Origin of the sequence: Achromobacter xylosoxidans A8 (assembly GCF_000165835.1) — a bacterium.
GTDB lineage: Bacteria > Pseudomonadota > Gammaproteobacteria > Burkholderiales > Burkholderiaceae_B > Achromobacter > Achromobacter xylosoxidans_B.
This window is the reverse complement of the sequence record NC_014640.1, coordinates 2646300-2658603: the sequence shown is the minus strand read 5'-3', so window position 1 is coordinate 2658603 and position 12304 is coordinate 2646300. Positions and strand designations below refer to the sequence as shown.

Genomic DNA, 12304 nt, shown 5'->3' with positions numbered 1-12304 from the left:
CGGCCATGGACAGAAAGATGCTTGAAGGGGTGCGCGTGCTGGACTTCACGCGGGTGCTGGCGGGGCCGTACTGCACGGCCATGCTGGCCGACCTGGGCGCCGAGGTCATCAAGGTCGAACCGCCCCAAGGCGATGACCAGCGCCACATGGGACGCATGGTGCAAGGCGAAAGCACCAACTTCATCCTCAATAACCGGGGCAAGAAGAGCATCCGGCTGGACCTGAAGATGGACGAAGGCCGACGCATCGCGCGCGAACTGGCCGCCAGGAGCGATGTACTCATCGAGAACTTCAAGCCTGGCGTGGCCGACAAACTGGGTATCGGCTACGCCGAGCTTTCCGAGCTGTTCCCGCGCCTGGTGTATTGCAGCATCTCCGGCTTCGGGCAAAACGGCCCGAATGCCACCCGCCCTTCGTACGACGTGGTGGCCCAGGCCATGAGCGGGCTGATGAGCCTGACCGGCGAGGCGCAAGGCGCGCCCACCCTGATCGGCGAATCGGTGGGCGATATCTGCGCAGGCATGTTCGCCGCCTGGGGCGTGGTGGCTGCGCTGTATGACCGCGAACGCGGCGGGCAAGGCCGCCATGTGGACGTCGCCATGTTCGATTCGCTACTGGCCATGCAGCCCACGGCGCTGGCGCAGTATCTGTTCGGCGGCGCGGCGCCCGTGCGCGTCGGCAACCGGCATCCGCTGAGCTCGCCGTTTGGCGCCTACGCCGCGAACGACGGTCATCTGGTGATCGCGGCGGCGAACGACAAGCTGTTCCAGGCGGTCGCGGACACCATCGGCCGCCCCGAGCTGCCGGCCGATCCGCGCTTTCGTACCGATAGCGAACGCAGCCGCCATGACGCCGAACTGCGTCCGCTGATCGAAGCCTGGAGCATGACGTTGAGCGTGCAGGAAGCCGTGGCGGCCATGACGCGCGCCGGCGTGCCCGCCGCGCCCATCCAGGACACCGCGCAGGCAGTCGACAGCGAGCAGGCCCAGGTGCGCCAGCTGACCACGCGCGCGCCCCATCCCGTCCTGGGCGAGACGGCTTTGGTGGAGCAGCCGGTGCATTTCTCGGGAATGCGGCGCGGCAGGCTGGCCACCGCGCCGGCGCTGGGGCAGCACAGCGCTGCCGTCCTTGCGGATGTGTTGGGAATGGATGCCGCGGCGATAGATGGCCTGCGCGCGGCCGGTGTGATCTGAGGAGCATGGGAATGGAAATGCGGTTCAGCGCGGAAGAAGAACGCTTCCGCTGCGAGGTGCGCGATTTCATCGCCGCCCACTTGCCGGCCGACATCCGGCGCAAAGTCGAACTGGGCCTGCGCCTTGCGCGCAGCGACTACACCCGCTGGCAGGACATCCTGGCGGCGCGCGGCTGGTATGCGGTGAACTGGCCGGAACAGTATGGCGGTCCCGGCTGGAGCGCAGTGCAGAAATACCTGTTCCAGCAGGAGTACGGCGCGCAGCCCTGTCCGCCGCTGGTGCAGTTTGGCGTCAACATGGTCGGGCCGGTGATCTACACCTACGGCAACGAGGCGCAGAAAGCCCGTTTCCTGCCGCGCATCCTGGCCAACCACGACTGGTGGTGCCAGGGATATTCGGAACCCGGGTCGGGGTCCGACCTGGCGTCGCTGCGCACGACAGCCGTGCGCGATGGCGACGACTATATCGTCAACGGCTCCAAGATCTGGACCACCTGGGCGCAATGGGCGGATTGGATGTTCGCCCTGGTGCGCACCAGCAAGGAGGAGCGGCCGCAGCAAGGCATCTCCTTCCTGTTGCTGGACCTGCGCTCGCCCGGCATCAGCCAGCGGCCGATACGCATGCTGGATGGCGACGCCGAAGTCAACGAAGTGTTCTTCGACAACGTCCGGGTGCCGGCATCCCAGCTGGTGGGCGGCGAAGGCACAGGCTGGTCCTACGGCAAGTTCCTGCTGGAACACGAGCGCTTCGTGATCTCTGGCGTGGCCCGCTCCAAGCGCCTGTTGGCGCGCGTCAAGGGCGTGGCGCGGCGACTGCCGGACGGCATGGGCGGGACTCGCCTGGACGACCCGGCGCTGCGCTTGCGCGTGGCCGACCTGGAAACGCAGCTGTGCGCGCTGGAATACACCGAACTGCGCTTCCTGAGCGCCATGAATGCCGGGCAGAGTCCTGGCAGCGCCGCCTCGATCCTGAAGATACGCGGGACCGAAATCGAACAGGCCATCAGCGAACTGGCGATGGATTGCCTCGGGGAAGACGCGCTGGCGCTGGACGAGGCGCTGCTGGACGGCTTGAGCGCGGACCCGGACGCGCTGGGCCCGGATTTCGCGGCAGCGGCGGGCCCGCTGTACTTCAATTTGCGCAAGGTGACGATCTGGGGCGGCTCGAACGAGATCCAGCGCAACATCCTGGCCAAGCACGTGCTGGGATTGTAGGAGACCTACCATGGATTTTTCGTTCAACGAACTGCAGCGCATGCTGCATGAAAGCGCCGAAACCTACGCCCGCGAACATGGCGACTTCGAACGTCGGCGCCGCCTGATCGCCAGCGCCGCCGGCCATGCGCCAGAGGATTGGAAATTGATGGCCGACCTGGGTTGGCTGGCGCTGCCGCTGCCGGAAGAAAACGGCGGCATCGGCGGCGGACCGGTGGAAACCATGATCATCATGGAGGCGCTGGGCAAGGCGCTGGCCGGCGAACCCTATCTGTCGACCGCCGTGCTGGGCGCCGGATGCCTGCTGCGGCATGGCACGCCCGCGCAGCGCGACGCCTGCCTGGGTCCGTTGGCATCGGGCGACTACCGGATGGCGCTGGCGCACCGCGAAGAAGACTCCCACGAGAATCGCTACGCGGTGAGCTCGCGGGCGCGGCGGGACGGCGCCGAGTACGTGTTGGACGGCGCCAAGCGCATGGTGTTCGACGCGCCAGGCGCGCAGGCATTCATGGTGTCCGCACGCACGCAAGGCGACGCCGCCGCGCGCGACGGCATCACCCTATTCCTGGTCCCGGCCGCCGCCGCCGGCCTGGCGCAGCGGCCGTTCCGCAGGCTGGACGGCGGCCATGCCTCGCATCTGTCATTCGACGGCTTGCGGGTGGATGCCGGCGCGGTCCTGGGCCGTCCGGGCGAAGGCGCCGCGGTGCTGGACGACCTGTACGCGCACGCGATCGGCGCGCTTTGCGGCGAAGCCCTGGGCGCGATGCAGGCCATGCACGATGCCACGCTGGAGTACCTGAAGGTCCGGCGCCAGTTCGGCCGTCCCATCGGAAACTTCCAGGCCTTGCAGCACCGGCAGGTGGACATGTACACGGCGCTCGAAGAAGCGCGTTCGCTGACGCTGGCCGCCAACATGGCGCTGGCGGAAGCCCTGCCCGAAGCGGACCGGCTGCTCTCCATGGCCAAGGCCCAGGTAGGCAAGTCGGCCCGCATTGTCGGCCAGGGCGCCATCCAGCTGCACGGCGGCATCGGCATGACCGAAGAGTTGCAGGTCGGCGCGCATTTCAAGCGGGTCACCGTGATCGAAGCCATGTTCGGTTCGCGCCAGCACCATCTGGCGCGGCTGGCGCGAGGCCAGCAGGCATGGCAACCAGCCACCACCGCGCGCCCCTAGGGCAGCGGTCCATTCTGCATTTTTTTCAGAGCGTGCTCCAAGCGCGCATGATTCCAGGGGAAAGCAATGAAAGACATCACGATCAATCCAGGAGCCGGCGCTCCACCCGGCCGTCCGGCACATCAGGCTGCGGCGCATGAGCGCAGCGGCCGCAAGGCGGTGATTGCGGCATCGGCGGGCAATGCCCTCGAATGGTACGACTTCACCGTCTATGCCTTGTTCGCCGTCTATATCGGGCAGAACTTTTTCCATAACGCCGACCCCACCGTGCAATTGATGGCCTCGTTCCTGGCCTTCGGCCTGGGCTTCGTGGTGCGGCCGCTGGGCGCGCTGGTGCTGGGATCCTATGGCGACCGCGCCGGGCGCAAGGCGGCGCTGACCCTGACCATCATGCTGATGGCCGTGGGCACGCTGCTGATCGCGGCGGCGCCGCCTTATGCCGCGATCGGCGTGGGCGCCCCCCTGCTGATCGTCTGCGGCCGCGTGCTGCAGGGTTTCTCTGCCGGCGGCGAGGTCGGCGGCGCCACCGCTTTCCTGGTCGAGCATGCGCCGGAAGGCAAGCGCGGCCAGTACGCCTCCTGGCTGCAGGCCAGCATGGGGATTTCCAACCTGTTGGGCGCGCTGGTGGCGACCTTGGTCACTACTCTGCTGACCGAACAGCAAGTGGGCGAATGGGGCTGGCGCGTGCCGTTCATCATCGGCCTCGCAATCGCCCCGGTGGGCCTGTGGATGCGCCGGGCGCTGGACGAAACGCCGCATTTCCGCGAGGAACAGGCGCGCCAGGCGCGCCAGGGCGACCACGTCAAGGCGCCGCTGCTGGCGGTCATTCGGGATTATCCGAAAGAACTGCTGACCGGCCTGTGCATGTCGGTGCTGTGGGCCGTCGGCCCCTATGCGCTCATCATTTTCATGCCCATCTATGTGCAGAAATCGCTGGGCTTCACCAGTTCCCAGGCCTTCCTGGCCGCGCTGGTGGGCAATCTGTTCCTGATCGGCGGCTGCGTGTTCTCCGGCACCCTGTCGGACCGCTACGGCCGCCGCACCGTGCTGCGCGCGGCGGCGCTGATCCTGCTGATCGCCGTCTACCCGCTGATGATGTGGCTGAAGGCAACGCATACCCAGGGCGCGCTCATCGTGGTGCAGTCGCTGTTCTGCCTGATGGTGGCCATGTACGTGGGCGTCGCCCCCGCAGCGCTGTCGGAAGTGTTTCCCACCAGCGTGCGCTCTTCGGGCATGTCCCTGTCGTACAACACGGCGGTCACCGTCCTGGGCGGATTCGCGCCGGCCATTCTTACCTGGATCACCTACACCACCGGGGTGGCGTTCGCGCCCGCGCTGTACGTGATGGGCGCCTGCGTGGTCGCGCTGGTGGCGCTGACGCTGCTGCCGCAGGGCCGCCATGTTTGACGCGCGCAAGACATTGATCGCAGCCGCGGCGCTGGCCCTGGCCGGCCTCTGCTCCGCGCCGCTCGCGGCCGAACCGCCCGGCGCGGCCGAACTGGTGCTGCTGGGCGTGGCCGGCGGCCCGACCTGGTACGGAGACGACTCGCCGCACGGAATTTCCTCGGCGGTGCTGGTGGATGGCAAAGCCTACGTCGTAGACCTGGGCTCGGGCGCCTATCGCCAGTTGCGCCGCGCCGGCGTCAAGCCCGGCACGGAACAGGCCGTGTTCCTGACGCACCTGCATACCGATCACATCATCGATCTGGCCAACTTGCTGATGTATGACCCGAGCGCCCGGCGCCGCGCCAAGGCATCGATGCAGATTTACGGACCCGGCCGGCGCGGCGCGCTGCCGCCGCTGGCGCCAGGCATGAAGGACGACCCCGTGATCCACGCGGAGAATCCTTCCGCGGGTACGCGCGATCTGGTCGAATCGGTCATCGCCGGCATGTCGGCCGATCTGAACATACGGGTGCGTAGCGAAGGCGTGCCGGATATCCGGCAGTTCTTCCAGGCTCACGACATCGAGGTTCCAGCCGGCGTGGTCAAGGATCCCAACACCGAACCGGCCCCGCCGATGGAGCCGTTCCCGGTCTGGCAGGACGAACGCGTCAAGGTCAGCGCCATCCTGGTGCCGCACGGACTGGTGTATCCCAACTTCGCCTACCGTTTCGACACCAAGGCAGGCTCCGTGGTGTTCTCCGGCGATACGGCGGTCAGCGAAAACCTGATCAAGCTGGCACGCGGCGCGGACATCCTGGTGCATGAGGCGATCGACCCGGCCTGGGTCGACCACATCGTCGGCGCCAAACCCTGGGACGCGCGCCAGCAGGCGCTGGCCAAGCAACTGCTGGAGGCCCACACCACGCCGCAGCAGGTGGGCGAGGTAGCCACCCGCGCCGGCGTCAAGACGCTGGTGTTGTCGCACCTGGTGCCGGGCGACGCCCCCGCGGAGCATTGGCTGCAGGCGCGGCAGACCTTCCAGGGACCGGTAGTGCTCGGACAGGACCTGCTGCGCCTGCCGCTCGCCCCCCAGCGCCAACCCTGACCCGCAACCGCGCTTTTCCTCCGCGGACCGCCTGGCGGTCCGCGGAGCCGCCGCATCCGTTACTTCCGTCAAGCCAGGAGTTGCAATGCTCATGCAGAACTCGCCGTTCTCCCCTGCCCGTCCACACAGTCCCACCATCCACCTGGCCATAAGCGCCGTCGCGCTGCTCGGCGCCATGTTCGCCCCTCTGGCCGCCATCGCCGCCTGCACCCCTGTCAAGCTGGACGGACGTACGCTCAGTCTGGCGCAGATCGAATCCGTGGCCAGGCAGGGCTGCGGCGTAGCGCTGGCCGACGAGGCGATGCAGCGGGCAGAACGTTCCTATGGGCTGCTGCTGGCCTATGCGCAGCTGGATCGTCCCGTGTACGGACTGAACCGGGGCGTCGGGCTGAACAAGGACCAGACCATTTTCAAGGGCGGAGAGATTTCGCCCGAAGTCCGCAAATTGTCGGAGCAGTTCAACCGCAACCTGCTGCGTTCGCACAGCGCCGCCTATGGCAGCGAAGCGCCTCAGGAGGTCACCCGGGCAGCGATGCTCATCCGGCTGAACACGGCGTTGTCCGGCGGCGCCGGATTGCAGCCAGCGGTGCTGCGCCAGTACGCCGAATTCCTCAACCGCGGCATCACCCCGGTGATGTTCGGCGAAGGCTCGGTCGGGCAGGCCGACATCACCATTCTGCCGCAGATCGGGCTGGCGATGATGGGTGAAGGCCAGGCCTACTACCGCGGCCAGCGCCTGCCTGCGGCGCAGGCATTGCGCCAGGCGGGGCTCGAGCCGGTGCAGCCTTTCGGCAAGGACGCCCTGGCCATCGTCAGCTCCAACGCCTATGGCGCCGCCATCGCATCGCTGGCGGCGCTGGACGCGGCCAGGCTGCTCTCCCAGGCCGATGCGGTCGCTGCGCTGTCGCTCGAAGGCCTGGACGGCAACCTCGCGCCGCTGCTGTCCGTGTCGCAAAACCAGCGGCCCTACGACGGCCAGGTAAGCACGGCCGAACACATACTTGCGCTGTTGCGCGGCAGCTCCCTGTGGCAGCGAGACCCGCAGCGGGCGCTGCAAGACCCGCTGAGCTTTCGCACGGTGAGCCAGGTCCATGGCGCGGCGCGGGACATGCTGCAGCTGCTGCAGCGGCAGCTGCAACTGCAGATCAACAGTTCCGACGACAACCCCACCGTGGCGCTGGATGCCAGGCCCGCCGAGCATGCCCAGCCCTACGAATTGCAGTTCTACGTCACGGAAGGCCCGGTCCGCGGCGCCGTGATGCCCAACGCCGGATTCGACCCCAGCGCCTGGGCGCTGCCCTTGCAGGGCATGGGCGTCGCCCTGTCCCAGGTGGCCCAGTTGTCGGCGCAGCGCACGCTTCGGTTGACCGATACCGCATTCACGGGGCTCCCGCGGTTTCTCAGTCCGGGCAATGGCGCGATCGGATATGGTCCGATCCAGAAGACCGTGTCGTCGCTCGCGGCGGAGATACGGGTACTGGCGCTGCCGATGACGACCGACGTGCAACCCCAGGCCGGCAATATCGAAGACGTGGGAACCAACGCGCCAGCCACGGGCCGCAGGGTAGCCGGCCAGATCGACCGGCTGACCACCCTGCTGGCGGTAGAACTGATGCACGCCGCCCAGGCCGTGGATTTGCGCGTGGCCAAACGCCCCGACTTCGCGCTCGGGGCAGGAACCGGCGCGCTGCGGCGTGACTTCCGGCAGCAGGTTCCCTATATGGCGGAAGATCGCCGCAATGATGCAGACATCGTCATCGCCGCCGATTTTCTGGTCCGGTCCCGCCAGCAGCAGCCGGCGGGTGCAGGGACGGCGCCCTGACCCAGGTCCATGCCGCGCAGGCCGGCCGCGCTCCCTTATGCGGCCACGGCCTCTTCCAGCATCTCCAGCCGGTCCTGGCCCCAGAACAGCTCGCCCCGGTACACGTAGGCGGGCGAGCCGAACACCCCGGCCGCGACCGCGTCGTCAGTGTTGCGGCGGTAGATGGCCTCAATACCGGGTTCGGCCGCCGCGGCCAGCAGCGCCGCGGCATCCAGCCCCTGACGCTCCAGGAGGGCGCGCAAGGTGGCTTCATCCGAGATGTCCTGTTCGTCGCACCACTCGGCTTTCAGGATGGCTTTGTACAGCGCCGCCACCGGCAGGCCGGCCTGGTCCGCCGCGATGACAAGACGCGAAGCCAGGCCGGCATCCGGACACATATATGCCGGCTGCGCGTTGACGTGGATATCCAGCTTGCGGCACCAGCGCGCCAACTCCGTCACCCGGTAGGCCTGGCGCTCGGGCGAGCGCAGGCCCAGCAGGATGCCGCCGGTGCGGCCGTAGACCTCGGGCAGGTCCACCGGCAGGTAGCGGATCCTGGCCTGCTGGCGCGCGGCCAGCGCCTCCAGCCTGTCGGCGCCCAGGTAGGCCCAGTCGGAGTTCATCCAGAAGTAATAGTCGATAGTCTTCATGGCGTCCTCAAGTCGGCGCGAGCAGGCACCCGCAGAGCGGCCACCGCGGGAGCCTCGCTGCGCATCAGCCAGGCGCTGAACAAGGCGATCACCCCCAGGATGCTCAGGTACCACACCACATACCTGGGATCGCCCCCGCCCTTGGCCAGCAGCCAGGTCGCCACGATGGGCGCCAAGCCGCCGCCGATGGCGCCGGATACCTGCACCGCCAACGAAATGCCCGTGTAGCGCACCTCGGCCGGGAACTGGCTGGAGAACAGGGTGCCTTCCGGCCCGTACAGGCAAGCGTAGACCAGGCCGACCGCCAGGCATACCGCCAGGATGATCCACGAGGTGTCGCGGGTGCCCAGCAAATGGAAGAAGACCGGCGCGCAAGCCAGGATGCCCAGGGTACCGACCATGAACACCCACTTATGGCCGATCTTGTCGCCCAGCATGCCGAACAGCGGCATGGTGAACAGCGCGACCGCCGCGCCCCAGATCGTGGCGTCCAGCATGACCGAACGCGCGATGCCCAGGGTGCCCGTGGCGTAGGCCAGCGAAAAGGTCACCACGGTGTAGAACCAGGTCACTTCCGCCAGCCTGGCGCCCACCACCACCAGCAGGGCGCGGCGATGGTGCTTCAGTACCTCGGCCACCGGCACCTCGACCTTGGCGCCCTTCTCTTTCATCTGTTCGAAGTCGGGCGATTCGGCCACCTTGACCCGGATGAACCAACCTACCAGCAGCAGTATCACGCTGGCCAGGAACGGCAGCCGCCAGCCCCAGGCCAGCATGTCGGCTTCGGGCAAGCTGGCGACCGCGCCCATCGCCAGCGACGACAGGATCAGGCCCGGCGCCACCCCGGCCTGCGGCAGGCTGCCAAAGAATCCCTTCTTGCCGTCCGGCGCATGTTCCACCGCCATCAGCACCGCTCCGCCCCATTCGCCGCCCACCGCAATGCCTTGTAGGAAGCGCATCAGCACCAGCAGTACCGCGGCCCAGTAGCCGATCTGTTCATACGACGGAATCAACCCGATCAGGATGGTGGGCACGCCCATCAGCAGCAAGGTGATCAGCAGCATGGATTTGCGGCCGATCTTGTCGCCGTAATGGCCGAAGATCACGCCGCCCAGGGGCCGCGCGAAAAAGCCCACGGAATAGGTGGCGAACGCGGCCAGCGTGCCGGTCAGCGGGTCGAAGGACGGAAAGAAGATCTTGTTGAAGATCAGCGCGGCAGCGGTGCCGTACAGGAAAAAGTCGTACCACTCGATGGTGGTGCCCATCATGCTGGCCAGTCCGGCCGTCACGTAATCGCGGCGCGAGCGCGCAGCCGCAGGCTTGGTCGTCATCATCATGACTCCCCAAAAAAAGTTCTGGAAGAATGTGGCTGCGCGGTGTCAGGCGGCAGGCAGCGGCAAAGGCGCGATGCCGTGCGTCTGGCGGGCCCAGTAGTTGAACGTCGCGTTGACGATCGAGGGCTTGAGCAGATAGTCGTGCGCTTCGCGCGCCAGCGCGTCGTCCACCGGCGTCAGCGGGCCGAACGCCTGCGCGCGGATCTGCATGCGCGCCGCGCGCTCCAGGTAGACCGACAGATAGGTCGCCTCTTCGCATGAAACGCCGGCCGTCAGGTAGCCGTGATGCGCCAGGATGATGGCGCGCTTTTTACCCAGCGCGCCGGAAATGATCACGCCTTCCTGGTCGGCGATCGGCACGCCTGGCCATTCGCCCAGGAACGCGCAGTCGTCGTGCAGCGGCGTCATGTCCATCTGCGAGATCACCAGCGGCTGGCGCGCCGCGGCCAGCGCCGAGGCCCAGGGCGAATGCGTGTGGATGATGGACTGCACGTCGGGCCGCGCCTCGTACACCCACAGGTGAAAGCGGGTGGCCGGATTGGCCATGCCCTCGCCCGTCAGCGTGTGCAGGTCGCGGTCCACCTCGATGAAGTCGGCCGGCGTGGCTTCGTCGAAGCCCAGCCCGAAGCGCAGGGTCCAGTAGGCCCCCGGCCGCTGCGAACGCACGCTGATCTGGCCCGCCAGCCCCGCTTCCTGCTCGGTCATGGCCAGGATGCGACAGGCATAGGCCATGGTTTCCTGGATGCTGCGCGGCACGGCGTGCAGGTGGCGCGCCATTTCCTGCGTGGCGCGGGTGTCGAAATAGGATTTCTCTCGTAATGCGGTGCTCATGTCTTCCCCTGTGTATTGCCCGCGTCATCAGCGCCACCGGACGCCGCGCGAGGTATGCACAGTATGGAAAACCAGCCGCGATACAGCCATGCAGCCAGGGTCATAGCTGCTATTCGAGTCCGCCGGGACGGTTAGCGCGCCGCGATGCGGTGCGCGACGGCCAGCAAATCGCGCACCAGCGGCAGGGGTTGCCGGTTGGCCAGGGTGATCGCGACCACGCGGCGCCGCAAGATGGGGCTACGGACCCGGACCTTGCGCAGCCCGTACTCGGTCAGCAGCTTGTCGGGAATACGGGACGGAAGAATGCAGGCGCCCACGCCCGAGGACACCAGCTTGAGCATGGCGTCGATGGTTTCGGCCTCGGCCGCGAACTCGGGCTCCAGCCCCGCGCTGTGGATCATCTTGCGCAGCGCGTAGTGCGGCGGGAAGCCCACCAGCCGCAGATCCATGCCGGCCAGGTCGACGTCGTCCGGCAGTGGCACGTCGCCGCGCACGATCAGGCACATGTCGTCATCGAACAGCGTGGCCGACGCCAGGTTGTCCGACGCCACCGCCGCGTCATAGACGAAGCCCACGTCGGCCTTGCCGCTTTCCACCAGCGCCACCACCTCGGGCGAACTGCGGCCCATCACGGACAGGTTCACGTGTTCATGGCTGCTGACGAAACTGGCCACCACCTCGGCCATGAAGTAGTAGCTGAGCGTATGCACGGTGGCAAGCCGGACCGTCCCCTGCGTCACGCCCTCGCGCTGGCGCACGGCCTCCAGCACCCGGTCTATGTTGCGGTAGGCCGGCTGGATGCCATCCAACAGGCGCGCGCCCGCCTCGGTCAGCTCCACGCCGCGCCCGGTGCGGGTGAACAGCGGCTTGCCCACGTGGGCCTCCAGCGCCGCCAACTGCCGGCTCAGCCCGGACTGGGTCTGATCCAGGTCCTCCGCCGCGCGCGATAGCGATTTGAGTTCCGCGATGCGCAGGAAATAACGCAACTGCCGGTCCGGTGTATCCATGCTGCCCTCCCGCCCCCTATTCGATGCGCTCATGCCGGCGCGGCTGACAGTGTGCACCAGGGACCCGTCCGGCACTACGGGGATTTGCGCTAAGACCCGCTTGGCGTACCCTGACATACCCAAGGCCGTCGCCATAGAAAGGAAGCACGCATGACCGCGCCCTCCCCCCAGCGCCCCATCGCCGCCACCATCGCCGCAGTCGTCCGCGACGGCCGCGTGCTGCTGGTGCGCCGCGCCAACCCACCGGACCAGGGCCGATGGGCCTTTCCCGGCGGCAAGATCGATGCAGGCGAAAGCCTCCATGCCGCTGCCGCACGCGAGCTGCTGGAAGAAACCGGCGTGCGCGCCGAGCCGCTGCATGTGTTCGACGCCGTCGACGTCTACGACCGCGACGACGCGGGCGCACTGCGCCGCCACTTCATCCTGATCGCCGTGCTGTGCCGCTGGCAAGCGGGCGAACCGGTAGCGGGCGACGACGCCGCCGACGCCCGCTGGGTATCGCTGGAAGAACTGGACGAGCACTCGCTCGCGACCAGCTTCGGCGTGGCGGAACTGGCGCGCAAGGCAGCGGCGCTGTCGGCGGCGCTCTAAGGCCGCCGCATGCCGGTG

11 protein-coding genes are annotated in these 12304 nt (G+C 67.7%); 7 read left to right on the top strand and 4 right to left on the bottom strand.

From position 1 onward, the window contains the following. The first annotated feature begins 5 nt into the window (after positions 1–5). The 6 genes from AXYL_RS12460 (at position 6) to AXYL_RS12435 (ending at position 7894) form a co-directional block, all read left to right on the top strand. Positions 6–1193, top strand: a complete 1188-nt coding sequence (locus AXYL_RS12460; RefSeq protein WP_041653376.1) for a CaiB/BaiF CoA transferase family protein — start codon at positions 6–8, stop codon at positions 1191–1193. An 11-nt stretch (positions 1194–1204) separates the two neighbouring features. Further along, on the top strand, positions 1205–2407 hold the full coding sequence (locus AXYL_RS12455; protein WP_013393147.1) for an acyl-CoA dehydrogenase family protein: 1203 nt from the start codon (positions 1205–1207) through the stop codon (positions 2405–2407). A 10-nt stretch (positions 2408–2417) separates the two neighbouring features. Next, complete coding sequence (locus AXYL_RS12450) at positions 2418–3581, top strand: acyl-CoA dehydrogenase family protein (protein ID WP_013393146.1); 1164 nt, start codon at positions 2418–2420, stop codon at positions 3579–3581. Positions 3582–3647: 66 nt separating this feature from the next. Continuing rightward, positions 3648–4988 carry an MFS transporter gene (locus AXYL_RS12445; RefSeq protein ID WP_013393145.1) on the top strand — a complete coding sequence of 447 codons (1341 nt, stop codon included), beginning with the start codon at positions 3648–3650 and terminating at the stop codon, positions 4986–4988. Next, on the top strand, positions 4981–6072 hold the full coding sequence (locus tag AXYL_RS12440; protein WP_013393144.1) for an MBL fold metallo-hydrolase: 1092 nt from the start codon (positions 4981–4983) through the stop codon (positions 6070–6072). Before AXYL_RS12445 ends, AXYL_RS12440 begins: the two co-directional genes overlap by 8 nt. An 85-nt stretch (positions 6073–6157) precedes the next feature. Further along, a complete protein-coding gene (locus AXYL_RS12435) occupies positions 6158–7894 on the top strand; it encodes an HAL/PAL/TAL family ammonia-lyase (RefSeq protein WP_013393143.1) in 1737 nt (578 codons plus the stop codon). Positions 7895–7929: 35 nt separating this feature from the next. Here AXYL_RS12435 and AXYL_RS12430 read toward each other — a convergent pair whose 3' ends face one another. The 4 genes from AXYL_RS12430 to AXYL_RS12415 form a co-directional block, all read right to left on the bottom strand. After that, entirely contained in the window at positions 7930–8523 is a 594-nt protein-coding gene (locus AXYL_RS12430; protein ID WP_013393142.1) for a 2-hydroxychromene-2-carboxylate isomerase, read from the bottom strand. Then, complete coding sequence (locus AXYL_RS12425; RefSeq protein WP_013393141.1) at positions 8520–9857, bottom strand: MFS transporter; 1338 nt, start codon at positions 9855–9857, stop codon at positions 8520–8522. Before AXYL_RS12425 ends, AXYL_RS12430 begins: the two co-directional genes overlap by 4 nt. A 45-nt stretch (positions 9858–9902) precedes the next feature. Continuing rightward, a complete protein-coding gene (locus AXYL_RS12420; protein WP_013393140.1) occupies positions 9903–10688 on the bottom strand; it encodes an aldolase in 786 nt (261 codons plus the stop codon). Between the two features lie 131 nt (positions 10689–10819). Next, the gene (locus AXYL_RS12415) at positions 10820–11695 is read right to left on the bottom strand and encodes a LysR family transcriptional regulator (RefSeq protein ID WP_013393139.1); all 876 of its coding nucleotides are present in this window, start codon (positions 11693–11695) and stop codon (positions 10820–10822) included. A 150-nt stretch (positions 11696–11845) separates the two neighbouring features. On the opposite strand from AXYL_RS12415, the gene AXYL_RS12410 reads away from it, so the two are divergent. After that, positions 11846–12286 (top strand): NUDIX hydrolase, encoded by a 441-nt coding sequence (locus AXYL_RS12410; protein ID WP_013393138.1) that lies wholly within the window; start codon positions 11846–11848, stop codon positions 12284–12286. The last annotated feature ends 18 nt before the right edge of the window (positions 12287–12304 follow it).

Bases quoted from the DNA above. Each gene is read 5' to 3' on its own strand.
- AXYL_RS12435 (WP_013393143.1), top strand. From the start codon at position 6,158: ATGCTCATGCAGAACTCGCCGTTCTCCCCTGCCCGTCCACACAGTCCC.
- AXYL_RS12460 (WP_041653376.1), top strand. From the start codon at position 6: ATGGACAGAAAGATGCTTGAAGGGGTGCGCGTGCTGGACTTCACGCGG.
- AXYL_RS12445 (WP_013393145.1), top strand. From the start codon at position 3,648: ATGAAAGACATCACGATCAATCCAGGAGCCGGCGCTCCACCCGGCCGT.
- AXYL_RS12420 (WP_013393140.1), bottom strand. From the start codon at position 10,688: ATGAGCACCGCATTACGAGAGAAATCCTATTTCGACACCCGCGCCACG.
- AXYL_RS12440 (WP_013393144.1), top strand. From the start codon at position 4,981: ATGTTTGACGCGCGCAAGACATTGATCGCAGCCGCGGCGCTGGCCCTG.
- AXYL_RS12450 (WP_013393146.1), top strand. From the start codon at position 2,418: ATGGATTTTTCGTTCAACGAACTGCAGCGCATGCTGCATGAAAGCGCC.
- AXYL_RS12415 (WP_013393139.1), bottom strand. From the start codon at position 11,695: ATGGATACACCGGACCGGCAGTTGCGTTATTTCCTGCGCATCGCGGAA.
- AXYL_RS12455 (WP_013393147.1), top strand. From the start codon at position 1,205: ATGGAAATGCGGTTCAGCGCGGAAGAAGAACGCTTCCGCTGCGAGGTG.
- AXYL_RS12410 (WP_013393138.1), top strand. From the start codon at position 11,846: ATGACCGCGCCCTCCCCCCAGCGCCCCATCGCCGCCACCATCGCCGCA.
- AXYL_RS12425 (WP_013393141.1), bottom strand. From the start codon at position 9,857: ATGATGACGACCAAGCCTGCGGCTGCGCGCTCGCGCCGCGATTACGTG.
- AXYL_RS12430 (WP_013393142.1), bottom strand. From the start codon at position 8,523: ATGAAGACTATCGACTATTACTTCTGGATGAACTCCGACTGGGCCTAC.